This is a genomic window from Rhizobium altiplani, assembly GCF_001542405.1.
Lineage (GTDB): Bacteria > Pseudomonadota > Alphaproteobacteria > Rhizobiales > Rhizobiaceae > Rhizobium > Rhizobium altiplani.
Genome location: NZ_LNCD01000065.1, coordinates 21,473 through 47,138, shown reverse-complemented (window position 1 = coordinate 47,138; position 25,666 = coordinate 21,473). Strand labels below are relative to the sequence as shown.

General features: G+C 61.0%; 23 protein-coding genes and 1 pseudogene. 15 read left to right on the top strand and 9 right to left on the bottom strand.

Going from position 1 to position 25,666, the window contains the following annotated elements; translation table 11 throughout:
* The first annotated feature begins 239 nt into the window (after positions 1–239).
* From AS026_RS14435 to queF, 8 genes are all read left to right on the top strand, one after another.
* Positions 240–2,543 carry a TonB-dependent hemoglobin/transferrin/lactoferrin family receptor gene (locus AS026_RS14435; RefSeq protein WP_018857578.1) on the top strand — a complete coding sequence of 768 codons (2,304 nt, stop codon included), beginning with the start codon at positions 240–242 and terminating at the stop codon, positions 2,541–2,543.
* 248 nt (positions 2,544–2,791) lie between these two features.
* Entirely contained in the window at positions 2,792–4,981 is a 2,190-nt protein-coding gene (locus AS026_RS14430; protein ID WP_062370287.1) for an anthranilate synthase, read from the top strand.
* A 17-nt stretch (positions 4,982–4,998) separates the two neighbouring features.
* Positions 4,999–5,697, top strand: a complete 699-nt coding sequence (locus tag AS026_RS14425) for a DUF2161 domain-containing phosphodiesterase (RefSeq protein WP_062370285.1) — start codon at positions 4,999–5,001, stop codon at positions 5,695–5,697.
* Positions 5,698–5,951: 254 nt separating this feature from the next.
* A complete protein-coding gene (locus AS026_RS14420; protein WP_018857581.1) occupies positions 5,952–6,410 on the top strand; it encodes a (2Fe-2S)-binding protein in 459 nt (152 codons plus the stop codon).
* A gap of 3 nt (positions 6,411–6,413) precedes the next feature.
* Complete coding sequence (locus AS026_RS14415) at positions 6,414–8,573, top strand: xanthine dehydrogenase family protein molybdopterin-binding subunit (RefSeq protein WP_062370283.1); 2,160 nt, start codon at positions 6,414–6,416, stop codon at positions 8,571–8,573.
* Between the two features lie 11 nt (positions 8,574–8,584).
* Complete coding sequence (locus AS026_RS14410) at positions 8,585–9,238, top strand: hypothetical protein (RefSeq protein ID WP_025660412.1); 654 nt, start codon at positions 8,585–8,587, stop codon at positions 9,236–9,238.
* A 252-nt stretch (positions 9,239–9,490) separates the two neighbouring features.
* Complete coding sequence (gene emfA / locus AS026_RS14405; protein ID WP_025660411.1) at positions 9,491–10,405, top strand: CDF family cation efflux transporter EmfA; 915 nt, start codon at positions 9,491–9,493, stop codon at positions 10,403–10,405.
* Positions 10,406–10,870: a preQ(1) synthase gene (gene queF / locus AS026_RS14400; protein ID WP_025660410.1), complete on the top strand. Its 465-nt coding sequence runs from the start codon at positions 10,406–10,408 to the stop codon at positions 10,868–10,870.
* 45 nt (positions 10,871–10,915) lie between these two features.
* Here the strand turns inward: queF and AS026_RS14395 are convergent, their stop codons facing one another.
* Both AS026_RS14395 and AS026_RS14390 read right to left on the bottom strand, forming a co-directional pair.
* Positions 10,916–11,710: a glycosyltransferase family 25 protein gene (locus AS026_RS14395; protein ID WP_062370281.1), complete on the bottom strand. Its 795-nt coding sequence runs from the start codon at positions 11,708–11,710 to the stop codon at positions 10,916–10,918.
* Between the two features lie 126 nt (positions 11,711–11,836).
* Complete coding sequence (locus tag AS026_RS14390) at positions 11,837–12,640, bottom strand: DUF2076 domain-containing protein (RefSeq protein ID WP_025660408.1); 804 nt, start codon at positions 12,638–12,640, stop codon at positions 11,837–11,839.
* 214 nt (positions 12,641–12,854) lie between these two features.
* On the opposite strand from AS026_RS14390, the gene AS026_RS14385 reads away from it, so the two are divergent.
* The 3 genes from AS026_RS14385 to leuA all read left to right on the top strand — a co-directional run bounded on the left by AS026_RS14385 (position 12,855) and on the right by leuA (position 16,903).
* Complete coding sequence (locus tag AS026_RS14385) at positions 12,855–13,442, top strand: ATP-dependent Clp protease proteolytic subunit (protein ID WP_018857588.1); 588 nt, start codon at positions 12,855–12,857, stop codon at positions 13,440–13,442.
* Positions 13,443–13,671: 229 nt separating this feature from the next.
* A complete protein-coding gene (locus tag AS026_RS14380; protein WP_062370279.1) occupies positions 13,672–14,856 on the top strand; it encodes a benzoate/H(+) symporter BenE family transporter in 1,185 nt (394 codons plus the stop codon).
* A 331-nt stretch (positions 14,857–15,187) separates the two neighbouring features.
* Positions 15,188–16,903 carry a 2-isopropylmalate synthase gene (leuA, locus tag AS026_RS14375; protein WP_025660406.1) on the top strand — a complete coding sequence of 572 codons (1,716 nt, stop codon included), beginning with the start codon at positions 15,188–15,190 and terminating at the stop codon, positions 16,901–16,903.
* A gap of 44 nt (positions 16,904–16,947) precedes the next feature.
* Here leuA and AS026_RS14370 read toward each other — a convergent pair whose 3' ends face one another.
* Positions 16,948–17,418 (bottom strand): winged helix-turn-helix transcriptional regulator, encoded by a 471-nt coding sequence (locus tag AS026_RS14370; RefSeq protein WP_425349798.1) that lies wholly within the window; start codon positions 17,416–17,418, stop codon positions 16,948–16,950.
* An 18-nt stretch (positions 17,419–17,436) separates the two neighbouring features.
* On the opposite strand from AS026_RS14370, the pseudogene AS026_RS14365 reads away from it, so the two are divergent.
* Positions 17,437–18,386, top strand: a pseudogene (locus tag AS026_RS14365) (quinone oxidoreductase family protein).
* A 26-nt stretch (positions 18,387–18,412) separates the two neighbouring features.
* Here AS026_RS14365 and AS026_RS14360 read toward each other — a convergent pair.
* From AS026_RS14360 to AS026_RS14345, 4 genes are all read right to left on the bottom strand, one after another.
* Positions 18,413–19,255: an anti-sigma factor family protein gene (locus tag AS026_RS14360; protein WP_062370277.1), complete on the bottom strand. Its 843-nt coding sequence runs from the start codon at positions 19,253–19,255 to the stop codon at positions 18,413–18,415.
* A gap of 1 nt (position 19,256) precedes the next feature.
* On the bottom strand, positions 19,257–19,763 hold the full coding sequence (locus AS026_RS14355; protein ID WP_062370276.1) for an RNA polymerase sigma factor: 507 nt from the start codon (positions 19,761–19,763) through the stop codon (positions 19,257–19,259).
* A 169-nt stretch (positions 19,764–19,932) separates the two neighbouring features.
* A complete protein-coding gene (locus AS026_RS14350; RefSeq protein WP_062370273.1) occupies positions 19,933–20,493 on the bottom strand; it encodes a tetratricopeptide repeat protein in 561 nt (186 codons plus the stop codon).
* Between the two features lie 150 nt (positions 20,494–20,643).
* On the bottom strand, positions 20,644–21,552 hold the full coding sequence (locus AS026_RS14345; protein ID WP_025660402.1) for a metallophosphoesterase family protein: 909 nt from the start codon (positions 21,550–21,552) through the stop codon (positions 20,644–20,646).
* 113 nt (positions 21,553–21,665) lie between these two features.
* Between AS026_RS14345 and AS026_RS14340 the strand changes: the two genes are divergently transcribed.
* Positions 21,666–22,103 (top strand): NUDIX domain-containing protein, encoded by a 438-nt coding sequence (locus tag AS026_RS14340; RefSeq protein ID WP_051420064.1) that lies wholly within the window; start codon positions 21,666–21,668, stop codon positions 22,101–22,103.
* Positions 22,104–22,112: 9 nt separating this feature from the next.
* Here AS026_RS14340 and AS026_RS14335 read toward each other — a convergent pair whose 3' ends face one another.
* The gene (locus AS026_RS14335) at positions 22,113–23,099 is read right to left on the bottom strand and encodes a glutathione S-transferase family protein (RefSeq protein WP_062370396.1); all 987 of its coding nucleotides are present in this window, start codon (positions 23,097–23,099) and stop codon (positions 22,113–22,115) included.
* 270 nt (positions 23,100–23,369) lie between these two features.
* Here AS026_RS14335 and AS026_RS14330 point away from each other — a divergent pair, with 270 nt between their 5' ends.
* Together AS026_RS14330 and AS026_RS14325 are read left to right on the top strand one after the other, a co-directional pair.
* On the top strand, positions 23,370–23,870 hold the full coding sequence (locus AS026_RS14330) for a GNAT family N-acetyltransferase (RefSeq protein WP_062370272.1): 501 nt from the start codon (positions 23,370–23,372) through the stop codon (positions 23,868–23,870).
* Between the two features lie 72 nt (positions 23,871–23,942).
* Complete coding sequence (locus AS026_RS14325) at positions 23,943–25,253, top strand: MFS transporter (RefSeq protein WP_062370269.1); 1,311 nt, start codon at positions 23,943–23,945, stop codon at positions 25,251–25,253.
* Here AS026_RS14325 and AS026_RS14320 read toward each other — a convergent pair.
* A complete protein-coding gene (locus tag AS026_RS14320; protein ID WP_025660397.1) occupies positions 25,250–25,666 on the bottom strand; it encodes a GNAT family N-acetyltransferase in 417 nt (138 codons plus the stop codon). The two genes, AS026_RS14325 and AS026_RS14320, sit on opposite strands and share 4 nt — an antisense overlap.

Here is a 25,666-nt window from a genome sequence, read left to right as displayed (position 1 = left end):
GGGAGAGAACGTGCGGATGCGGTTTTCGTTGCAATTTCGCAACGTTGATTGCTGCGGTGTAAATATGACTTATTAAATCAAGATATCGCGGGTCTGATATATTGACAATTATAGTCATGTTTTTTATGCGGCGAAAAGAAGGCGAGAAATCTTCGCCTGAAAGCCTAGCCAGCCCATCGAAAGCGCAACCGCGCCACGACCAGCCAGCCCGGTGACATTTCTCTCAAGGGGTTGTTTTCATGATCGTCCGGCACTCGCGCTCGGTTCTTTTGGCTTGCACGGCATTCGTCACGCTCGGCCTTACATCCATTTCACTAGCACAGACGACGGAGAAGCCCGCCGCGTCTGCCGGCGACAGCACGGTGCTGCAGCCGATCGTGGTCAAGGGCAAGCGCGTTGCAGCTAAGCCCGGCAGCGTTGCCGACACGCCGCTCGCCTCGCAGACGACGCAGGAAACGATCCTCAAGAAGAACGTCAACAACCTTGCGGATTTTGGCCGCACGGTGGATCCGGGCGTAACCTATGTGCCGAAGCAGGGCGGTGCCTTCCTGCGCGGCCTTGGTGGTCCCCGCATTACGACGATGGTGGATGGCGTTCCGATCCCGTTCCTGTCGAACGCTGCGCGTGCCGCCAACCCGATCACGGACACCACCAACGCCGACGGCGGCATGAATACCTTCGACTTCCAATCGCTTTCGACGCTGGATGTCGTACGCGGTGCGGACTCCAGCCGCGCCGGTTCGGGCGCGCTCGCCGGTGCATTTGTCCTGCGCACATTGGAGCCGGAGGATCTGATCGAGCCCGGCCGTGATTGGGGCGGCGTTACCAAGTTCGACTATGACGGTACCGACCGCAGCGCTGGCGGTTCTCTGGCTGTTGCAAAGAAGATCAACAACACCTCTGTCCTGTTCCAGGGCTCGTATCGAAAGGGGCATGAGATCGAGAACAACGGCAAGGTCGATACCATCGGACCGACCCGCACGGAGGCCAATCCGGCCGACTACGACCAGAACAACCTGCTCTTCAAGCTGCGGCAGCAGCTGGAAGGCGGCCACATGGTTGGGATCACCGCCGAACGCTTCAGCCGCGATACGACGACCGATCTGAAAACCCTTCAGGGCGCAACAACCGGCTCTTCCCGAGTCTACAAGATCGGCGACTATGACGGTACGGAAGACAATCGGCGTGAACGCGTTTCGTTGGATTACCAGTTCGAGGCGCCCAGTGCTGACTCGACCTTTGATGCGGCACGGATGAGCCTTTACTGGCAGCGTCTGACCCGTGAGGCAGGTGCCGAGGGTACCCGCGTCGGCACCGTCGCCGGCCCCTGGCTGCGCAACAACCAGATTCAGGAAAACGACTATGGTTTGACGGGTAACCTCACGTCCCGCTTTGCGACGGGCACATTTGAGCACGAGGTCAATATTGGCGGGGATGTCTCGCTCTTCAACGCGACATCCTTCATCGACGGCCTCGACGCTTGCATTCTCGGAACTGCCAGCGCTACCGCGAAGGCCTTTTCATGCCCGAATCTTCATGCCGACCAGGCTGATATTCCTGATGTCGATGGAGCACGCCTTGGCCTCTTCGTCGATGACAAGATCTCCTTCGGCAATAGCGGCTTTGCCCTCACGCCCGGTTTGCGCTTTGACTGGTACGACTACGACCCGAAGCAGACGGCCGCCTTTGAAGACAATCCGGGCTTTGCGGCCAACGGCCTGCCTGATGGAAGCGACGGTTCGCGCTTCTCGCCGAAGCTGCTTGCAACTTATCAGGTCGCGCCCGCAGTCGAACTCTTTGCGCAATGGTCAATGGCCTTCCGCGCGCCGACCATCAATGAACTCTATCTTGATTTCTCCAACCCTGCCTTCGGTTACGCTACCGTCGGCAATCCCGACCTGAAGCCGGAAACGGCGAACGGTTTCGAGATCGGCGCGAACTTCGGTGATAGCGATACGGGCGGTCGCGTCACGGCGTTCCACAATCTCTACCGGAACTTCATCGACAGTGAGACCAGCTTCGCCAATCCGCTCTATCCGGCGGGCCTGACCAGCTATTTCAATCGAAATCGCGTCCAGATATCGGGCGTCGAATTGGAGGCACATAAGCTCTTCGACAACGGCATCAACCTCCACGGCTCGCTTGCTTATGCCTACGGCAAGGACACCGACACGAACGAGTATCTGCGCTCGGTCGCGCCGCTCAAGGCAATTGTCGGCGCCGGCTATCAGCGCGAAACCTGGGGCACGGACCTGTCGCTTGTCACCTCCGCCGGCATGCGCAGTGACGGCAACACCAGGACCTTCGACGCACCTGGCTATGGCGTTGTCGATCTGACGGCCTGGTGGGAGCCGGAACAGACCAAGGGGCTGCGTATCCAGGGCGGCATCTACAACCTGTTCGATAAGACCTACTACAACGCCGTTGCGCTTAAGGACCTCAACAACACGACGGTCCCAAGCAATAGCAATACGGCGCAACCGCTGGACTTCTATTCGGAGCCTGGCCGGGTGTTCAAGATCTCGCTCGTACAGCGGTTCTAACGCGAGGGAAGGGCGGCCGTTGTGCCGCCCTTTTTATTCCCGGATTTCGGCTCTTGCGCTTGGTCCGATCTCACGCTAACAATTTCGCCCATGAACACGTCCTTGAACATTGCAGTTTGGTGGTGGGCTCGCTGAGGCGGCCTCGACCAATCGTGTCCAAAGACGACGATGAGCCGCCCGGAAAACGCCAGGCGGCTTTTTTGTTTTTAAGGCTGCCTGTCATCCGGGCCCGATAACGGAGTGGAACAATGGTAACGATCCTTCGGGATGACGGAGCGGAAATTTACGAGACCCGGGGCGGTATCACCGTTACCCGGCAGCGGCGCGCGATTCCTTACGCCGATGCGGTCTCCTCCTATATCGACAAGCTCGACGAGCGCCGCGGTGCCGTCTTCTCGTCGAATTACGAATATCCGGGCCGTTACACACGTTGGGACACCGCCGTCGTCGATCCGCCGCTCGGTATTTCCTGCAATGGCCGCCAGGTTTGGATCGAAGCCTACAACGAGCGTGGTGCGGTAATCCTCGCCTTTGTCGCCGAGCGCTTGAAGACAATTTCCGACCTCGTGCTCGGTGCGTCCTCGGCACGCCGTCTCGACCTAACGGTGAAGACGCCGGAGCGCGCGTTTACCGAGGAAGAACGCTCGAAGATCCCCACCGTCTTTACGGTGCTGCGCGCCGTCACCGATCTCTTCCATTCGAAGGCGGATGCGAGCCTCGGCCTCTATGGCGCCTTCGGCTACGATCTTGCCTTCCAGTTCGATGCGATCAATCTGAAGCTGACGCGCCCGGCCGACCAGCGCGACATGGTGCTCTACCTGCCGGATGAGATCCTCGTCGTCGACAACTACTCGGCCAAAGCCTGGATCGACCGCTACGATTTCGAAAAGGGCGGGCTTTCCACCGAGGGCAAGGCGGGCGACATTCCTGCCGAACCCTTCCAGCGCACGGATGCCATCCCACCGAAGAGCGATCATCGCCCCGGCGAATACGCCGATCTTGTCGTCAAGGCGAAGGAAAGCTTCCGCAAGGGCGACCTCTTCGAAGTGGTTCCCGGCCAGAAATTCATGGAACGCTGCGACAGCAAGCCGTCCGACATTTCCAAGCGGCTGAAGGCGATCAACCCGTCGCCCTATTCCTTCTTCATCAATCTCGGCAACCAGGAATATCTCGTCGGTGCTTCGCCTGAGATGTTCGTGCGAGTGTCGGGCCGCCGCATCGAAACCTGCCCGATCTCGGGCACGATCAAACGCGGGGATGATCCGATCGCCGACAGCGAGCAGATCCTGAAGCTCTTGAATTCCAAGAAGGACGAGTCCGAGTTGACGATGTGCTCGGACGTCGACCGCAACGACAAGTCACGCGTCTGCGAGCCAGGTTCGGTCAAGGTCATCGGTCGCCGCCAGATCGAGATGTATTCGCGTCTCATCCACACCGTCGACCACATCGAGGGCCGACTTCGCGACGACATGGATGCCTTCGACGGCTTCCTCAGCCACGCCTGGGCCGTGACGGTGACCGGCGCGCCGAAACTCTGGGCCATGCGCTTCATCGAAAGCCATGAGAAGAGCCCGCGCGCCTGGTATGGCGGCGCGATCGGCATGGTTGGCTTCAACGGCGACATGAACACTGGCCTGACGCTGCGCACCGTGCGCATCAAGGACGGCATCGCCGAAGTCCGGGCAGGGGCGACCTTGCTCAACGATTCCGATCCGCACGAAGAAGAAGCCGAAACCGAACTGAAGGCCTCCGCCATGCTTTCCGCCATCCGCGATGCCAAGGCCGGCAACTCCGGCAAGGTCAGCCGCGACGTTGCCGTCGTCGGCAAGGGCGTCAAGATCCTGCTCGTCGACCACGAAGACAGTTTCGTGCACACGTTGGCGAATTATTTCCGCCAGACAGGGGCGACGGTCTCCACCGTGCGCACACCGGTGCCGGAGGAAATCTTCGACCGGCTGGATCCTGATCTCGTCGTGCTGTCGCCGGGGCCCGGCAATCCGAAGGACTTCGATTGCAAGGCGACGATCAGGAAGGCGCGGGCGCGCAACCTGCCGATCTTCGGCGTCTGCCTCGGCCTGCAGGCATTGGCGGAAGCCTATGGCGGCGAGCTTCGCCATCTGGCAGTGCCGATGCATGGCAAGCCGTCGCGTATCCGCATTCTTGAACCTGGTTTGGTTTTCTCCGGCCTTGGCAAGGAAGTGACGGTGGGCCGCTATCACTCGATTTTCGCCGATCCATCGACTCTGCCGCGTGAATTCATGATCACGGCGGAAAGCGAAGACGGCACGATCATGGGTATCGAGCACACCAAGGAGCCGATCGCGGCGGTGCAGTTCCACCCGGAATCGATCATGACGCTTGGCGGCGATGCCGGCATGCGGATGATCGAGAACGTCGTCGCCCATCTCTCACGCAAGGCAAAGACCAAGGCGGCCTGACGGCGGCGCGGCTCTCGATGGAAACCTCGCTCTATCTGCCGGTCAAAGGCTTTCTGGAGGCGGCAGGCTATGTCGTCAAAGGCGAGATCGGCGGATGCGATCTCGTCGGCTTGACCGAGGGCGAGCCGCCTGTCGTGGTGGTGTGCGAGTTGAAGCTCAGCTTCAACCTCGAGCTCGTCCTGCAGGCGGTCGATCGCGCCGCCATGAGCGACGAGGTGTGGATCGCTGCCCGCGTGTCCGCCAAGGGACGCGGGCGCGAGGCTGACAAGCGCTACCGCGATCTTTGCCGCCGCCTCGGGATCGGCATGCTCGGCGTGTCCGACGGCGGCGACGTCAGTGTCATCGTCAGCTCGGTTTCGCCGATGCCGCGCACAAATCCGAAACGCCGGTCGCGGCTGGTCAGGGAACATCAGCGCCGGCGCGGCGATCCCGCCGTCGGCGGCAGTACGCGTGCGCCTGTCATGACGGCCTATCGCCAGCGTGCGCTGATCTGCGCTGCAGCACTCCAGCAGGGTTTGGTGCGACCGCGCGACATGAAGACGCTGGCGCCGGACGCGGGGAAGATCCTGCTCGGCAATGTCTACGGTTGGTTCGAACGGCGAGACAAGGGCGTCTATGCCCTGACGGCAGTGGGCGAAGCGGCGCTCCTCCGCTGGCCGCAATCCGTCAGCATCGCTGCTGAAGGCGGTATCGTTGACCCGGCGGAGAATTTCTGACGCCATCCGGAATGAGCAGTGGTCGCCGGCATAGCACTTGTGCGCACGCAGCCCCAAGATTGTTGGCTACAGGACCGCGCAATTGAACGCCGGCTTAGCTACGTGCGGCGGTCGATAGGCCGGACCTCCAGTAACGCAACCTTTATCGGAGGCCCGTGGTCGCGGCGTTCCAATCGCCCTAGCTTACCCGTTGTGAAAAATGCTGCGACGCTCGCTGGGGCCGCAATGGGTCCAGCCAATCCCGAGGCTCGACCATGGTTACGTTCACGCTCAATGGACAGAAAAGAACTTTTGACGGCGATCCGGATACGCCGCTGCTATGGGTTATCCGCGATTTCGAAAGGTTGACAGGCACGAAATACGGTTGCGGCGTCGCCCAATGCGGCGCCTGCACTGTGCACATGGACGGCTTTACGCGTCGCTCCTGCATTACCCCGATTTCGACAGCTGAGGGCTCCGAGATCATTACGATCGAAGGGGTCGAAGGCAAGGAAGCGGAGGCTGTGAAAACCGCCTGGATCGCGATCGACGTGCCGCAATGCGGCTACTGTCAGTCGGGCCAGATCATGTCGGCCGTCTCGTTGCTGCAGAACATTCCCAAGCCGACCGACGAGGATATCGACGGTGCCATGGCCGGGAATATCTGTCGATGCGCCACCTACCACCGGATACGCGCGGCCATTCACAACGCCGCTGCTTCGATGGAGGGTTGAGCCATGACGATCCAGGAAATTTCAACAACGCGCCGCGCCTTTCTTGCGGGCACGGGTGGATTGGTGATCGGCTTTGCGCTGATGCCGAAGGTATCCGCCTTCGCCGCCGAAAGCGGTGTGCAGGCCGGTGGCCCGGATTCGCTGGTGACGCTGAACACCTTCGTCAGGATCGGCACCGACGATATGGTGACGATCCTTTCCAAGCATATCGAGTTCGGGCAGGGGCCGTTCACTGGCCTCGCGACGCTGGTGGCCGAAGAGTTGGATGCCGATTGGGGGCAGATGCGCGCCGTGCATTCGCCCGCCGACGACAAGGTCTATGCCAACCTCGCCTTTGGCCTGCAGGGCACCGGTGGTTCGTCATCCATCGCCAATTCCTACGAGCAGTTCCGCAAGGCGGGCGCAACGGCACGGGCCATGCTGGTTGCGGCGGCCGCCAATGAATGGAACGTGCCGGCTAGCGAAATCACGGTCGAAAAGGGCCGCGTCAAGCATGCCGGTTCGGGCAAGGAGAGCGGCTTCGGTGCGCTGGCAACGCAAGCCGCGGGCATCAAGCCGCCGTCTAACGTCAATCTCAAGAACCCCGCGAACTTCACGCTTATCGGTCAGGAATTGCCGAAACTCGACACGTTCTCCAAGACCAATGGCCAGGCGATCTATACGCTGGACATCGTGCCCGACAATCTTCTTGTCGCGGTGGTGGCTCACCCGGATCATTTCGGAGCTGCGGTCAAATCCTTCGACGACAGTGAAGCCCGCAAGGTAAAAGGCGTGGTCGATGTCAAGCAGCTGCCGCAGGGAGTTGCCGTCTATGCCGACAATACCTTTGCCGCACTGAAGGGCCGGTCAGTGCTGAAGGTCGAGTGGGATCTGTCGAAGGCGGAAACGCGCTCCAGCAACCAACTCTCTGCCGACTACGCCAAGGCGCTGAGCGAAAAGGGCATCGTGGCATCTGAGAAAGGCGACGTCGAAAAAGCCTTCGGCGATGCAAATCTGAAGATACTGGAGGCCCAGATCATCTTTCCGTTCCTTGCCCATGCCCCGATGGAGCCTCTCGACGCGGTCTTCATCAAGGCGGCGGATGGAAGTCTCGACGTCTATAATGGTGCGCAGTTTCCCGGAATGGACAAGGCGACGGCGGCGAAGATCGTCGGGCTTGACCCGTCGAAGGTCCGGCTGAATACCCAGATCACCGGCGGCAGCTTCGGGCGCAAGGCGCAGTTTGGTTCGCCCTATATGCAGGAGGCGGCGGCAGTCTTTGCGGCGACCGACCAGTCGCGTCCGGTCAAGCACATGTGGACGCGCGAGGACGATATTCGCGGCGGCTATTACCGCCCGATGTATCTTCACAAGATGCGCGGCGCCATCGATGCGGATGGCCGCATCGTCGCCTGGGATCAGGCGATCGTCGGCCAATCGATCTTGGCCAAGGCGGATCTCGACAGCACTTCGGTCGAAGGGGCCTCGGACCTGCCCTACGACGTGCCGAACCTGCGAGTGGTGTCGCATAATGTGAGCCTGTCGATCCCGCCGTTGTGGTGGCGGTCGGTCGGGCATACGCATACCGGATTTGCGGTCGAGACTTTCCTCGACGAACTGTTCCAGATGGCTGGCAAGGATCCGGTTCTGGGGCGGCTCCAGCAGTTGAAGGAGGACCCGCGTTACGCGGGCGTGCTGAACAAGGCCGCCGAGCTTGCCGATTGGGGAGGGAAGGTCCCCGAAGGCAGAGAGCGCGGCGTGGCGGTGGTCAAGAGCTTCAACACCTATGTCGGCCAGGTGGTCGAAGTCTCGGCTGGGACCGATGGCGTGCCTCGTGTCCACAAGGTCTGGTGTGCGGTCGATTGCGGCGTGGCGATCAACCCGAACGTCATCAAAGCACAAATGGAAGGCGGCATCGGCTATGGTCTCGGCGCGGTGCTGTTCGATGCCGTGACGCTTGGGGAGGGCGGCGCGATCATGCAGTCGAACTTCCACGACTATCGGTCGATCCGGATCAATGAGATGCCGGATGTCGAGGTCGCCGTTATCAAATCCGATGCGCCGCCTACGGGTGTCGGGGAGCCAGGCGTACCGCCCGTCGGACCCGCGACGGCGAATGCCTGGCGGCGACTGACCGGTGCGCCGGTTCGCAGCCTTCCGATCGTTGCCGTGGCGACGAGCTGAGGGAGGCGGAGATGAAAAGCAGACTAGCACTCGCCTGCGCAGCAGGCGGCCTCTCCCTTCTTGCGGCTTTGCCCGCCTCGTTCATGGCGCTGGCGCAGACGGCGCCCGCGTCCGACATGTCGACACTCAAGCCCGCGGCATCCTTTTCGTCGATCGCCGATCAGAAGGCGCGCTCGGTCGCTCTCTTCGAAGAGGCAAGCAAAGTGATCGAGCATCCCCGATGTCTGAACTGCCATCCGGCGGGCGACAGGCCGCTGCAGACGATGGCGATGCATCCGCATCAGCCGCCGGTGACCCGCGGCGATGGCGGAATGGGTGTGCCCGGCATGATGTGCAATACCTGTCACGGCGCGGACAATGCCACTGTCGTGGGGCAATCGCCGACGTTGAAGAGCATTCCCGGCAATCCGGCCTGGCATCTGGCGCCGATCGAAATGGCGTGGGTGGGCAAGTCGCTCGGCGAAATCTGTCAGCAGCTCAAGGACCCGGCCCGCAACGGCGGCAGGGATCTGAGCAAGATCGTCGAGCACATGTCCCATGACAGCCTCGTCGGCTGGGGCTGGAACCCCGGGGAGGGCCGCGAGCCCGCGCCGGGCACCCAGGCGGAGTTCGGTGAGTTGATCAAGGCCTGGGTCGACACGGGAGCCGCCTGTCCGGCCGGATGATGAGACGGCGTCAAGCGTCGGTCAGTCTCGACGCTTGACGACCCTAAGGTTCGGCTCCAGGCGCTTTTTCGAAGCCGAGCGTCTTGTAGAGGGCCTGGTTTTGTGACCTTGACCTTTGACAAACGGTACGGCTTCGCCCATATGAACCCCATTGGCCGCCTGTGCGATTTTCGCGCGGGCGGTTTTGCGTTTGGATAGGTTGGTTTCTGCAATTCATTCGCATCCGCACCGATGTCTGCGCAGGGGATGAAGATGGACGAGAAGGGCAATCTTACGGTTCGGCGGTTGGCGCTCTGGGGCATCCCGATGTCGTTCGGCGTGATGGGCCTGAAGATGCTTGCATGGTGGATAACCGGTTCGGTGGCATTGCTGTCGGACGGGCTGGAATCGACGGTCAACGTCGTTGCCGCCTTCATCGCCTTCTTCGTCATCCGCTATGCGCAGAAACCGGCCGACCACGATCATCCGTTCGGTCATCATAAAGCGGAATATCTTTCGGCCGTAACCGAGGGCGCGTTGATCGTCGTGGCGGCGCTCTTGATCGTCAACGAGGCGATTGGGCATCTCTTCGATCCCCAGATGCTGGATGCGCCGGCGCTCGGTCTTGCGATCAACTTCGTCGCCGGCGTGATCAATGCCGTCTGGGCGCAGATCCTGATCAGGACCGGGCACAAGTATCGCTCGGCAGCGCTGACGGCGGATGGCCAGCATATCATGTCTGACGTCTTCACTTCGGTCGGCGTTCTTATCGGCCTGCTTCTGGCGCTGGCCACCGGCTATGCAATCTTCGACCCTGTGCTTGCCATTCTGGTTGCCGTCAACATTCTTTATCAGGGCTGGAAGGTGATCTCGAATTCGATCGGTGGCCTGATGGATCAGGCTGTCACATCCGAGGAGGAGGAGGCGATCAAGCAGGCGATTGCCACCCATGCCGCCGGCTCGATCGGCGTGCACGATCTGAAGACGCGCCGCGCGGGCGCGGTCACCTTTGTCGATTTTCATCTTGTCGTGCCGGCAGCCATGTCTGTAAGGCAGGCGCACGATATCTGCGATCGCCTTGAAGATGCCATCCGTGCAGCGCATCGGGGCTCCAGCATCGCCATTCACGTGGAGCCGGAGGGCGAAAAGGCTCATGGCATCCGCGTCAAAGTCATCAAGGAGGCTTGAATGCCCACAACAGACGTATCCAACCTGTCCATGCTGGGTAGCCAGACGGAATCTCCGAAATCACCCGAAGAGGCGGTTCTTGAGAAGGTGCCGTCGAGTCATGCCAGCACCGACTATGTCGTCCGCTTCACAGCACCGGAATTCACGTCGCTCTGCCCGATGACGGGCCAGCCCGATTTCGCCCACATCGTGATCGATTACATCCCGAACGAATGGCTGGTGGAATCGAAGTCGCTGAAGCTCTTCCTGCATGCTTTCCGCAACCATGGTGCATTCCACGAGGATTGCTCGGTCTATATCGCCAAGCGGCTTGTCGAATTGCTCGACCCGAAGTGGCTTCGAATTGGCGCCTACTGGTATCCGCGCGGTGGTATTCCGATCGACGTCTTTTGGCAGACCGGCAAGCCGCCGGAGGGCGTGTGGCTGCCCGACCAGGGTGTCGCAACCTATCGCGGCCGCGGCTGATGATTTGAAAAGAGTCGGTGGCGATCGTCTCGTATCGCCGCCGTATCAGTCGCCTGATTTGGTGGGATCGAGCGGGAAGCTTGCGCGATCCATCCGCAGCGGGCGCTTCTCGCCGCCGAGCCAGCCCCGGATCAGGTTTCTCGTCTTGATGCCCTCGAGGCAGAGCCGCATGAGGTTCTTGCGCAGCTTGCTCCGGGGGGTGAAGGCGCGGTCGATCGACCTGCGTACGAAAGCCGTCTTGTCGGCGCTGCCGTCCAGGAACTGCATCTGGATTACCGGCGCCGGTTCGATCTGGTAGGCCTTCAGCCAAGCGCGATGCCACATATAGGCATCGAGGAGGCCGTAAATCTTGGTATCCTCGAGCATCCGTTTTGCCGTGCGCGGGCCGATGACGTAGCCTGCTGTCCCGACACGGTTCTGGAACACCCGTGTTGCCCTGTAGATGCCGTCGGTCCAGAGGGGCGTCCTTGCCAGGATATGCGGGCGCGGCGCGAATTCGAGATCGTAGGCGCAGTCGCCGTCCTCGGCGCGCGCTTCAATGCTGGCGAGTACATCGGCAAAGCTTTCGGCAAGCACCGCATCGTCTTCGAGGATCAACGTCTGCTCGTTGCGGTCGATGATGATCTGCCAGGCGATCCTGTGCGAGGTGAAACAGGCAACGTCTTCGCGCAGCGTCGGGCTCGGCCAGCTGTTTGCTGCCTTCTGGCAATCTTCTTCAGAAAGGTCGCGGGCTTCGAACGCATCCAGGAACTTGAAATCGAGGCCAAGTCTGCGCATCTGCTGCGTCTGGAACTGTCGTCTCTTCTCCTCGGCCTTCCGACTGATGATAAGGATCTTCACTGATGCCCGCCTGCTCGACAATGTCGGCGGACCTTATCCGCCCGGCGGGGGCTTATCAATCGATGCGGTGCCATGCCCACGGAAACTCGGGGCCAATGGCCGATTAGGCGGATGCCGGATCTCGGATCAGACGTCGAAGCTGTCGTCATTGTCGGATTGGTCGTCGTCGCTGTCATCGTAAGCGGCCTGCTGCAGACTGGCATCGTCGTTATCGTTGTCATTATCGTCGACGACCTGTTGTGCGTTGCCGGTATCATTCGATGCCTGCTGCTTGTCGCCGTCGCTGTTGAAATAGTTGTTGATGACAGTCTCTTCAGTCGGCGCGTTGCCGAAGGGATTGTTGCCGGCAAGCGGGCTACCCCAGCCAAGCGACGACATGTGGCTCCCGAAGATCCCGCTCAGCGAATTGGCAAGCAACATGCCGCCCGCAACGCCAGCCGCCGTGCCGAGCGCGCCCTGCAGGAAGCTACCGCCCGCGGAAGGTGCCGCCGCCTGTGAGCTCCAGGGGCCGGTCGGCTGCTGCGGCACGGCTCGAGGTGACGTGTCGAAGCCGCGCTCCTGCTGGATCTGCTGACGCGGGGCGCTTCCCCACGGACCGGAGGAGGGCGGAGGCGCCGCCGGCTGCTGCGGTGCCTGGCTGCTGCCGAAGATCGAGCTAAGGAAGCCGCCACCCTGTTCGGCCTTGTGGTATTCGCTTTGGTCGGCCTCGAGCAGACGAATGCGCTCCTCCAACTGCTTGATGTGGTTGGCTGCCGCTTCGAGGCCCTTCTCTTGCACGATCACGGCTTGCGCAAGATAATAGGTGGCATAAGGCTGCTCGCGCGTTCCCTGATCGATCAGCGCTTCGGCGTCATGGTCACGCGGCGTTGCCGATGCGGTGCGGACGCGCTCGAAAAGGGCGGTCAGCAATTGGCGTTCTTCAGGTGACATGGCCGGTCTCCTTTGTTGCTGGCGATTTGCGCCTAGGGATGACGTAGGAACCGATTCCGACTTTTCAAAGCCGCGCTAAGTTACATCGCCGTAACCCGGCCCGGCTGCCTAACCATATCTTCACCCGTTCCGTGGCTTGTCTTTTTCCCGCATTGTTTTACGCATGGAGTCGCACTATGTGCGGTGAACCGAATTGGACGTAAGAGAGGTTCGAATGTACGAAGAAGAAGAACAGGACGACAAGACGAAGGAACTGCCGCTCGGCAAGGAAACGGAGGCGAACCTTTTTAAGTCGCGTTCGATCTTCATCTACGGGCCGATTACGCAGGAACTCGCGCAGAAGGTCTGCACGCAGCTCGTGGCGCTTGCCGCGGCCAATGATGACGATATTCGCATCTACGTCAACTCGCCCGGCGGTCATGTCGAATCCGGCGATTCGATCCATGACATGATCAAGTTCATCAAGCCGAAAGTCTGGATGATCGGAACCGGCTGGGTCGCATCCGCCGGCGCGCTGATCTATGTCGCGGCTCCGAAGGAACAGCGCCTTTGCCTGCCGAACACGCGCTTCCTGCTGCACCAACCGTCCGGCGGCACGCGCGGCATGGCTTCCGATATCGAGATCCAGGCTCGTGAAATCATCAAGATGAACGAGCGCCTGAACAAGATCATGGCTGAAGCCACCGGCCAACCCTACGAGAAGATCGCTGCCGACACCGACCGCGACTATTGGCTGTCTGCTGAAGAAGCGAAGGCTTACGGCCTCGTCTCGCGCATCATCACGTCGCAGGCCGAGATCTGATTTTGAACTATGAGAAGCGCCCTTGCCTGCCAGACAGCGGGCGAGGGCGCTTTTTTGTCGTCTGATGCGTCGTGACCCTTTGATGTGGCTAGTCTGAGCGAGCTCTGTTGGCCATCGGGCCCGCCAGACAACGGGCTAGCAGGAAGCAGAACCATATCGGCTCTTTCTGCCCTTGCCTCGCCGCGTTCCCTCGTGCTCCATGCGGACTTTCCGCTGCTCGAGTCCCGCGATGCTCAAAGATTTTTCCATCCAGGCCCTGTTCATGGGCATCCTCACCACCTTCGTGGGATTTGCCAGTTCGTTTGCCGTTGTCCTGCACGGCCTGCAGAGTGTCGGCGCGACGGATGCGCAGGCGGCGTCGGGTCTTATGGCGCTGTCGATCGCGCTGGGGCTCTGTGCGATCTTGCTCAGCAGCGTGACGCGGCTGCCCATCAGCATTGCTTGGTCGACGCCGGGTGGGGCGCTGCTTGCAAGTACCGGTGTGGTTGAGGGTGGGTTCAATGCGGCGGTCGGTGCGTTTCTGATTTGCGCGGTGCTGATCGTCATCGCCGGCCTGTTCAAGCCGCTCGGCCGGGCGGTGGCCGCGATTCCGGCGCCTCTGGCCAATGCAATGCTCGCTGGCGTTCTGATCGGCTTGTGTTTTGCCCCGGTCAGGGCGATCAGTTTCAATGCGTTGCTAGGCTTGCCGATAGCGCTGGCGTGGATTGTCGTCGGCGCGTTCAAGCGGCTCTGGGCAGTGCCTGCGGCGCTCGCAGCCTTTGTGCTGGTGGTTGCCTTTGGCGTGGACATTCCCGATGGAGCGCTCGGCTCGATCGAACAAGCGCTGCGGCCGCCCGTCGAGTTCGTTATGCCCGTCTTCAACTTGCCGGCTTTCATCTCCATCGCCCTGCCGCTTTTCATCGTCACCATGGCGTCGCAGAACATTCCCGGCATCGCCGTCTTGAAGGTGAGCGGCTACACGCCGAAGCCCGGGCCGCTTTTTTCCGTGACCGGACTGTTCTCGATAGTCTCGGCGCCATTCGGCGGCCATGCGGTGAATCTCGCGGCGATTACCGCCGCGATGTGCGCCGGCCAGGACGCGCACCCTGATCCCGCGCGACGCTATTGGGCTGTCCTCGTCTCAGGCATCTCCTACGTTATTCTCGGCCTGCTGGCAGGCGCGGTGACGACGTTCGTTGCCTTGGCGCCGCCGATCCTGATCCAGGCAGTGGCCGGTCTCGCACTGGTCGGGGCGTTTTCCAGTTCCGCCATGTCGGCCTTCCAGGCACAGGACTCGCGGGAGGCGGCAGCCATCACGTTTCTGGTGACGGCATCGGGCGTTTCCTTCGGAGGAATCTCGGGCGCATTCTGGGGATTGCTCGCCGGAGGGCTGATGCTGGCCCTGTCACGTATCGTGCAAGCGGCGAAAAAATAGACGGAGGGATTGCCAGTTTTTTGTACCCCGGCTATAAGCGCGACCATGAAGAACACGGGCATCACGATTTCTGAGCAGGTTGCTCGCGGGCGCATCGCGCTCCGTGACAACACGCGTGCCCTTACCTCGCTTCTTCTCCTCGGCCTTACGCGCGGTTGCCGGGTCCGTTGAGGAGCGCCCGGCGGCCGAAAGCCCGCCCAGGCCATCGCTCCTCGTGACCAATCCCGAAAACTGATCAGCCGGATGCTTTCGCACCGGATTCGTCATCGCCAAGCCAGACCCGATACGCTATGACGCGGCTGGCCAGATGACGGGAAGAGGAAGACAAGACATGGACACGAACACCCGCTCCCAAACCAAAGGCATGCCCGAGGCGGCGATCAAGTATCGCGCCTATCCGCAGGTAAATATCCCTGACCGTACGTGGCCGTCGAAGACGCTGACCAAGGCGCCGATCTGGTGTTCGGTCGATCTGCGCGACGGCAATCAGGCGCTGGTCGATCCGATGGGCCACGACCGCAAGGCCCGCATGTTCCAGCTGCTGCTCGACATGGGCTTCAAGGAAATCGAGATCGGTTTCCCGTCCGCGTCGCAGACCGACTTCGATTTCGCGCGCTGGTGCGTCGAGCAGGGCAATGTGCCCGACGACGTCTCGCTGCAGGTGCTGGTGCAGTGCCGTCCGGAGCTGATCACCCGCACCTTCGAGGCGCTGGAAGGCGCGAACCGCCCGATCGTTCACTTTTACAACTCCACCAGCGAATTGCAGCGTCGCGTGGTGTTCGGCAAGGACGTCCACGGCATCAAGCAAATCGCCGTCGATGCGGCAAAGATGATCTCCGATATGGCGGCGAAGGCCGGCGGCGGCTATCGTTTCGAATATTCGCCGGAGAGCTTCACCGGCACCGAGCTCGACGTGGCGCTGGACATCTGCAACGCAGTTATCGAGGTGATGAAGCCGACGCCCGATAACAAGCTGATCATCAACCTGCCGTCGACCGTCGAAATGGCGACGCCGAACGTCTATGCCGACCAGATCGAGTGGATGTGCCGCAATCTCGACAACCGCGAAAACCTGATCATTTCGCTGCATCCGCACAACGACCGCGGCACCGGCATCGCCGCCGCCGAGCTGGCCCTGCTGGCGGGCGCCGACCGCGTTGAAGGCACGCTCTTCGGCAATGGCGAGCGCACCGGCAACGTCGACGTCGTCACCATGGCGCTGAACATGTTCACGCAGGGCGTCGACCCCGAGATCGACTGCTCTGATATCGTACGGATGAAGGAAGTCTTCGAATATTCGAACCAGATGCCGATCGGCGAGCGCCACCCCTATGTCGGCGAACTGGTCTATACAGCCTTCTCCGGCTCGCACCAGGATGCGATCAACAAGGGCATGAAGGCGATCAAGGTCGCCAACCATCCAGTGTGGGAAGTGCCTTACCTGCCAATCGATCCGCAGGACGTCGGTCGCTCCTACGAGGCGATCATTCGCATCAACTCGCAGTCCGGCAAGGGTGGCATCGCCTATATCTTGCAGCAGGATTACGGGCTTAATCTGCCGCGTAACCTGCAGGTCGAATTCCGCGAAGACATTCAGCGGATCACCGATGAAGAAGGCAAGGAATTGCCGTCGAAGCGGATCTACGACCGTTTCGTCGAGCGCTACGTGACGCAGCCGCAAGGCCGCATCAAGTTTGTTGACCACCACACCTATGCCGATCCCGAGCGCAAGGGGCAACGCATCGTTGCCGCCGAAATCACTGATAACGGCGAGACGAAGCATATCGAGGGCAGGGGCAACGGCCCGGTCGACGGCTTTATCAACGCGCTCTCGCACTATCTCGGCATCGAGATGTCGGTCGAGGATTATTCGGAGCATTCGCTGCAGCACGGTTCGAACGCTGCCGCGATCTCCTACGTCGAGACGTCCTATCCTGGCGGCAAGCTCTTTGGCGCCGGCATCAGCACGAACATTGTCGGGGCGTCGCTGGAGGCGATCGTCTCGGCTGCGAACCGCGTGCTTGAGGTGCGGGCCGGAAAGGCCTGACGAAATCAGCGCAGCGGAGTATTCTGCTGCGCACTTTATCCGGCTCAGGCAGCCAGCCGTGCCCGGTTGCGTGGCCGCACGATGCAGTCCGCGATATCGTTTGCCTCGTCCTGTGCTTCGGCATGTTTCTGACCCCATTTGCAGAGCGCCAACAGAACCGGTTCCAACTCCAAACCCACCTCAGTTGCCGAATATTCGACGCGTGCAGGTACCTTTGCGAAGATCTGCCGGGTCACCAGACCATGCTTCTCCATCTCGCGCAGCTGCTGGATCAGCACCTTTTGGGTGATCTGTGGCAACATCCGCTTGAGCTCCGACAGGCGCTTCGGGCCATCGAAGAGATAATAAAGGATGATGGGCTTCCAGCGTCCGGCTATCACCTTGAGCGCCCGCTCGACAGGCAATCTGGGCAGCTTCTTGATCGGAGCGGTTATGGTCACCTCCTGGTGGGTATAGCACCAAATTCTCTGTATTTTGGCAGCGTAGCTTATTGTTAAGGCGCATCTCACGCCAATTCAAACGTGAGGTTTGCTATGAAAGCCATCCGCTACGACCATTTCGGTTCGCCCGAGGTCTTGACCTGTGTCGAGCTGCCGGTGCCCGAACTGCAGGCCGGCGAAGTGCTCGTCAGGGTTCACGCCGTAGGCGTCAATTTCTTTGAAGTCTTGATGCGCGCTGACCGCTACGCGGTGACGCCTCTGTTGCCGATGCTGCCGGGCGTCGAAGTTGCCGGAGTGGTCGAGAAAGTGGGCGAAGGCGTCGACGGCACTCGGCTTGGGACGCGAGTTGCCGTGCCGCTCTTTGCCCTCGGTGGCGGAGGCGGATACGCCAAATATGTGGCGGTCGACGCAGGATATGCCGTGCCTATACCCGATAGGCTCCCTTTTCCGGCGCAACTGCCCTGGTGGTGCAGGGACTGACAGCATTGCATACGGTCCAGCAAAGCACGCTGATGGGCAAAACGGTCCTTGTTCATGCCGCGGCAGGTGGCGTGGGTTCCTTGCTGACCCAGTTTGCCAGGCGTCGCCGTGCTCGGCGCGTGATCGCGACGGCAGTGAGCGCAGCAAAGCGATCGCTGGCGCTGGAGATGGGGGCTAATCTGGCTATAGACTATAGCGCCCCCGGCTGGGAAACGTCTCTAGCTGGCCCCCGCCCGGACGTTGTTTACGACACGATTGGTGGCGACAAGACGCGTGCGTCGCTCGCGGTTCTCGCGGATGGAGGCGAACTTGTCTTTGCGGGCGGTTCGCAGCCACAGCCGAGGACATTGCCCGTACGCTCGACAAGAACCAGTCGCTGAGAGGCTTTGCGCTTCTGCCGTTGCTGGGAGCAGGTCTTGTTCCCGATCTCCAGTCGCTCTTCGAACTGGCCGCTTCCGGGGAGCTGAGGCTCTTACCCGGGCGCCAGTTTCCGCTTCACGGCGGAGGCGTATCGGGCTATCGAAAGCCGCATGGCAACGGGGAAGGTGGTCCTGGTGTCCTAAAGCTCTTCAATTCAACCCTGAAAGGCTCAGATCGATGTGGCGACCTGCATGGCGAGCTGGCCAAGCGAGGCTTCCGACGACGGGCCAACGAGCACATAGGATGTGCCGGCATTGTGCCAGGAAACGACGCCGATCTCGTCCTTGATCGTTTCCTTGAAATCGTCTGCCTCGGAAGGCAGGTTGTCCTTGCGGAAACAGATGGAAGCCAGGTCGCCATCGGAGCTGGTGTAGACGAGTTGGCCGACCGGCCTGCTGTCGCCGATGAAGACGCGGGCACCCTGGAAGGTCCAGCCCTGTTCCGACAGGTCAGGGACACGGAACGCAACGCCGACCGTTGAGGTCAGCCAGGTAGAAATTTCCTCTGCCTGGGTCGACGGAACCTCGAAAATATGACGGGGCTGGCGGGCGATAAGCCGCTGGTTGGCGATGACGTCGGTCAGCCACTCGTTGGAGTCAGGAATGGCTTCCATCGTTGTCGCGGCAGGCGATTGCATGGTGCTCATGCTGCCGGCGGCGAAGAAGCCGATGCCACAGCCGGCAATGAGGAGGACGATTGCAGCCGCAAGAGCCTGTGGGCCGATCGGCGCAAGTTTGAAGGAGGGCCGCGAAACGCGCGGTGCAACCGGAGCCTTTGGTGGCTGCGCGCTCTTGATCGACCGCACGAGAGCGAGGGGAACCGGCTCCCTGAGAACGTCGTCGAGGCGGTGCTTTCCGAAGTCGGCGCCGTGTCGCAGCTTGTCGTAGAGCCGCTTGGCACCCTCGTCGGTGGCCAGGCGCTGCTCAAGCTCCTGCTTTTGTTCGGGCGTCGTCTCGCCATCCAGCAGGGCGGCTAGCTGAGCATCGAGCGGCAGTTTCTTGAAATCGAGCAATTCAGTACCTGTGAGGATAGTTGTCCGCGACACTGGCGAAATGCAGTCTCGCCGCGGCAAGCTGGGATACGACGATGTTGATGGTGACACCCATGATGTCGGCGGCCTGCTGATAGCTGTGCCCTTCGACAACAACCAGCAAAAAGGCGCTGGATGTGCCTTCCGGCATGTCGGCGATCATGCGGTGGATGACATCGGGATCGACAAGCGAGGTGCGATCGCGGTTCGCTTCCCGGATATCGGTGACATTGCCCCTGGGAGCGGGGTGTGGCTTCCGACGCCGATGCTCGTCCGTCCAATGTTGGCGGGCGAGGGCGTAGACCCAGCTTTCCAGGCGGCCTTCGCCATTCCATTGTCCGCTCTTGGCGATGGCGCGCTCACACGCCACTTGTGCGAGTTCGTCCGCACTCGCTGCGTCACCTGCAAGGGTCATCGCGAAACGCCGCAGTCGGGGCAGAAGGCCCACCAGGTCGCGTCTGATATCGATGGTCGTCACGGGTTGACGCATAGTCTTTCCAGGTAATGCTTGGGCGATCGGCGAGAGCGCCCAGCAGCAGATCGATTTATATTGCTTCTGTGTCCTTTATGAAACAAGTACCGGATGCTTCGCAAGCATCCGGCGGCCTATCCCACGGGTTCTCAAAGCTTTTCTTCATTAGGCTCGGCTCGGATCAACGTCAGTATGTACGATAACCATTCAGTGCCTGCAGCAGCGAGCGATAGGCCCAGGTCTGCTCGCCGCCCCGATCCCGGATCTCGACGAGCTGGACGCGGGCTCCCTGCATGTCACCCTGTTCCACCAAAGCTTGTCCCATATATGACCGTGCCAGAATATAATTCTCGTCCGCCTGCAGCGCCTTGCGGTAATACGACATCCCCAGCTCCATTCTGCCCGCCTTGCGGTTGGCATAGCCGAGATAGTTCAGGATGCGCGGATCGTTCTGGTTCCTGGCAAGCTGAAGAACCGTCAGGGCGTTGTCGTATTGACCGGCATAGGCAAATTCGCGGGCAGCCTTGTAGAGTTCATCGTCGTTGAACGAATTCTTCTTCGGGACCACGCATTCCTTGCGCTTCGCATCCCAAACCTTGCCGCCGGCACATTTTGTCGTCGTTTCGGTCTTTGGCGGCGGCTTGGTTTCGTCGCTTTCGTCGCCGATGGCAAAGGCGGATGAGGAGACTGCGAGGGCAAGCGAGCCGGCCAAAGCCAGACTGCGAAGACTGATCGACGCGATGGGCATGCAATAACTCCGTGAATTGGTGCTGCCGAGGCGACAAGTTTACGTGGCAATCGCCAATTGCCAAGACATCGGATGCTTTGCCAAATTCAAGATATCGTCATCTTTAATTCCTGAATCAGCTTGGCGAAGAAGATGAATCCAAAAACGGCGCTAAGCCTTGAAAATATCGACGCTTTCGCTGCACACGCCATCGCCCATGGAGTTGATGCTGAACCGTTCCCCGGTCAGCTCCCAAGCACCCGGTGCGCCATCGATCGAGAAGAGGTTGTAGCCGGCACGGGGTTTCAGCCCGCCGGGCCCCTGCGATGCAGAGGCGATACCGACGACGGGAACCGGACCAGTCTGGCCGCGCAGCCAGTGCAGCGTGTTCAAATGGGTATGGCCGTGGAGCACCAGTTCTGCACCGCCGGTGGAGATCACGGCGCCGAAGCGGCGGATGCCGATCATCCGCTTGTGGAAGGAGGTCGCGCCGCGGATCGGCGGATGGTGGATCATCACGACGCGAAACAAGCCGGCCTCGCCAGCGGCACGCAGCATGTTCACCGTATCGCGGGCCTGGCGCTCGCCGAAGAAGCCGCTGGCCGCGAAAGGGGGCGTCGCGACCGCCGTCGAACAGCCGACGATCGCGACCTTGCCGCGAACGCGAAGATAGGGAAAGACGTGGCGATTTTCCTGCCATTCGGCTGGAGCGAGGTCACCGCGCACATTGTCGTACCATGCGCGCACCGACTTTTCGTAGGCGCCGGGCACGTAGGCATCGTGGTTTCCCGGCACGACTGAATTGTCTTCGGGATCACCGAGTTCTTTCAGCCAAGCGGCTGCGGCTCGGATCTCCAGTCCGCTTGCGAGGTTCACGAGATCGCCGGTAACCGCCAAATGATCGGCTTGCTTCGCGCGTATGTCATCGAGCAGCAGATCGAGCGTGCTACCGAAAAGGTGCTTGCTCCTGTTGCGATGCCAGTTCACAAAGCCGGTAATGCGTTTGGAAAAGAGCTCGCGGACCGAAAGGCGAGGGAGAGGGCCGAGATGGATATCGGAGATGTGTGCGAGCTTGAACATGCGACGACACATAGCCCAGTCAGTCTGCAATTCAAACACATCTGCTTGAACGGATTAGCGGAATTGGAAAAAGCGTGACCAGAACCATACGCCCCTGGCAGTCGCGAGTGCTGATGCGCATCGTGCATATGTATTTCGCGGTTGCGCGCGGAATGACGATGGGCGTGCGGGCCGCCTGCTTCGATTCGGCGGGTCGTATCTTTCTCGTGCGGCACAGCTACCTGCCGGGCTGGCACATGCCTGGCGGCGGGCTGGAGCGTAATGAGACTGCCGAGGCAGCCTTGATCAAGGAGCTTCGCGAGGAAGGGAATTTGCGCATCCTCGGACGGCCGGAGCTCTTCCACATCTATTTCAATACGGCGGCCAGCCGCCGCGATCATGTCCTTTTCTATAAGACGCAGGTTGAGCAGACGGCACCGCGCCCGCCAGACCGGGAAATCGTCGAGTGCGGCTTCTTCGCGATCGATGATCTGCCAGTGGGCACAACGGACGCGACGCGTCGTCGTCTGGCTGAACTCGCGGGCGAGCGGGAGCCCGCCCACGTGTGGTAGAGCGCAGGGCTAGGCCGCTGCCAGTAGGGCACGGCCATGCGGGCGATCGAGATCCAGTGCCGGGCCGACAGGCACGATGCCGGTCGGATTGATCGTCGTGTGGCTGCGGTAATAGTGGTCCTTGATGTGGCGGAAGTTGACCGTCTCCTTGACGCCCGGCGTCTGATAGAGATCGCGCAGATAGGCCGACAGATTGGGGTAGTCGTCGATGCGGCGAATGTTGCACTTGAAGTGGCCGACATAGACAGCATCGAAGCGCACCAAAGTCGTGAACAGCCGCCAATCGGCCTCGGTCAGTCGATCGCCGAAGAGATAACGACCCTTGCCGAGACGGTCTTCCAGCATGTCCAGCGTTTCGAAGAGCCTGACGACATTTTCGCCATAGGCTTCCTGTGTCGTGGCAAAGCCGGCCTTGTAGACGCCGTTGTTGACGGTGTCGTAGACGACAGCGTTGAGCTCATCGATATCGGCGTGCAGGTCGTTCGGGTAGAAATCGGCGGTCGAGCCCGTCAGATGATCGAAGGCGCTGTTGAACATCCGGATGATTTCGGAGGACTCGTTGTTGACGATCGTGTTGGTCTTCTTGTCCCACAAGACCGGAACGGTCACCCGGCCGGAATAGTGCGGGTCGGCCTTCAAGTAGATTTCGTATAGCGTCTTGGCGTCGAAGAGATGGTCGCCGGTGGCGCCGTCGCCGGTCTTGAATTCCCAGCCCTTCGAAAGCATCAGCGGATCGACGACCGAAACGCTGATGAGGTTTTCGAGCTTCTTCAGCTTGCGGAAGACCAGGGTCCGATGCGCCCACGGGCACGCCAGCGAGACATAAAGGTGGTAGCGGTCTGCCTCTGCCTTGAAACCACCCGTTCCGGACGGGCCAGCCGCTCCGTCCGCTGTAATCCAGTTCCGAAACTGCGAGGCGGCGCGCTTGAAGTGCCCCTTGGTTTCCTTCGTGTCGTACCAGACGTCATGCCAGACGCCATCAACCAGCATGCCCATATTGTGATCCTTCAAATTATCCTTGGCTCGAACATATCCCACGTCCTGGCGATTTGCAGGGCGGTAAAGATTGAACACTGCGTCACGCCGCGCCGTCGCTTTCTAAATTTCCATTGGACGACTGAAATTTTTCCTGCTATCGGCGATTTCACATTTCTGGAAACCGATTTGATGTTTGCACCGAGAAACCTGCGACGACGCTGATGCTCCCGAACGCCTGACGGCGTGCTCGAGATCCATCAACTCTGTCTATCCGGTTTCCGTCTCATCATGCACAAGCACGATCTGGTCTACCTCACTGAGGATGCGTCGCACGACGCTGCTATCGAACACATCAACGAAGAAGCATTCGGCCCTGGCCGGCATACGCGTGCGGCCGCCCGGATCCGCGAGCAGGGGCCGCACGATCTCTCGCTCTCCTTCATTTGCGCCGATGATGGCGAGACCATTGCATCGGTGCGCATGACGGCTGTTCAGGCCGGCTCGGTGAATGGGCACCTGCTTGGGCCGCTTGCCGTACGGCCGTCGCACAAGGGTCGCGGCATCGGCCGGGAACTCGTCCGGATTGCCATCGACGCCGCGCGTCGCAAGGGATCGGAAGCGGTCATCCTCGTCGGCGATCCGCCTTACTACTGCCCCCTCGGCTTCGAGCGGGTGGCCCTCAACGCGATCACGTTTCCCGGTCCCGTTGATCCGTCTCGCGTGCTGGTCGTGCCGCTTGTCGAGGATGCGCATAGCAGGCTGAAGGGAACTATCGGCTGGCGAAAATAGGTTGCATGCGGTATTGAGAGCCATAGGCCTGAGACACGCTTCGCGTGATTTTTCAGGGGCTTGAGAGGTAGCATGAGCAACGTTTCCATGGACGAGGCGCTGGATCGCGCCGGCACCGGGCCCTTCCAGTGGCGCCTGATCGGCATCTTCGGTCTTGTCTGGACAGCGGACGCGATGCAGGTCCTCGCCGTCGGCTTTACGGCAGCCTCGATCGCGGCCACCTTCGGGTTGACTGTTCCGCAAGCCCTGCAGACAGGTACGCTGTTCTTTCTCGGCATGCTCATCGGCGCTGTCGCCTTTGGGCGCCTGGCCGACAAGGTCGGGCGGCGTCGGGTCCTGATCACCACTGTTGCCTGCGATGCGCTTTTCGGCACCCTTTCCATCTTCGCTCCCAGCTTTGCCAGCCTGCTCGTGCTGCGTTTCCTGACAGGCGTGGCGGTCGGTGGCACGTTGCCTGTCGACTACGCGATGATGGCGGAGTTCCTGCCCGCCAAGAGCCGTGGCCGCTGGCTGGTGGCGTTGGAAGGCTTCTGGGCGGTCGGCACGCTGATCGTCGCACTGGCTGCCTGGGCTGCGAGCGTCGCCGGGGTAGCCGATACCTGGCGCTACATTTTCGCCGTCACCGCAGTTCCGGCGCTGCTGGGCCTGACACTGCGCTTCTTCGTTCCTGAATCGCCACTCTACCTGCTGCGGACCGGGCGGGCGGGCGAGGCCAAGGTGATCGTCAACCGAATGCTCGCGCTGCACCGGAAAGCACCACTGCTGCCCGAGGATCAAATCGTCGCGTCGCCGCAGGTGGCTGAGGGCATCTTCTCCGACGAGCTTCGTCGCCGAAGTGTACTGATCCTGACGATCTGGTTCCTGGTTTCCGTTTCCTACTACGGGGTCTTCACCTGGATGCCGGCGAAGCTGGCCAGCGATGGGTTCGGCTTCGTCCGCGGATACGGCTTTCTGGTCTTCGTCGCCCTGGCTCAGATCCCGGGCTATGTACTTGCCGCCTACGGGGTCGAGACTTGGGGTCGCAGGCCGACCTTGATCGGTTTCTGCCTGCTGTCTGCGCTTGGTTGCCTGCTCTTCGTGGTTTCTCCTGAGGACATGCTGATCGGCGTGTCGCTGCTGGTCATGAGTTTTGCGCTACTCGGGACGTGGGGCGCGCTCTATGCCTACACCCCGGAACTCTATCCCACCGCCTCACGGGCGACAGGCATGGGCGCTGCGGGGGCGATGGCCCGCCTTGGCGGACTGCTGGCTCCATCCCTGATGGCGTTCATCGTCACGGGTGGGTTCGGTCTGGCCATCGGCCTGTTTGCGGGCCTGCTGGTCGTGGCGGCCTTTGCGGCAACGGCGATCGATACTGAAACACGCCAGGCGGCGCTCAGCTAGAGCATCTTGCGCAGAAACGTGCGGGTACGGCCTTTCGGAAACTCTGGTAGTTCGCCGAATATCTCGTAGCCTTGCCGTTGATACGATCGCAGGGCTAGCGGATTGAAGGTGTCGATCCAGGCCCCATGGCAGCCACGTGCCGCTGCTTCCTCTTCCGCCAAAGCAAGGATCTTGCCGGCCATGCCCTTGCCGCGTTCCTCGTCGGGAATGTACAGCAACTGCGTGAAGAGCCATCCCCAGGCGGTATAGCCGGACAGGCCACCGGTGACGTTCCCGTCGGTATCTCGAATGAGAACCGCGAGCGGTTGCCGTTCGGCTGGGCCGACGTCATGGACGTTGAAGGCTGATAGCGCGTCGCCGATCGTGCTGAGATCATCGGCGGCGGGCGAGCCGGTCACTTCAAACTCGGCCAT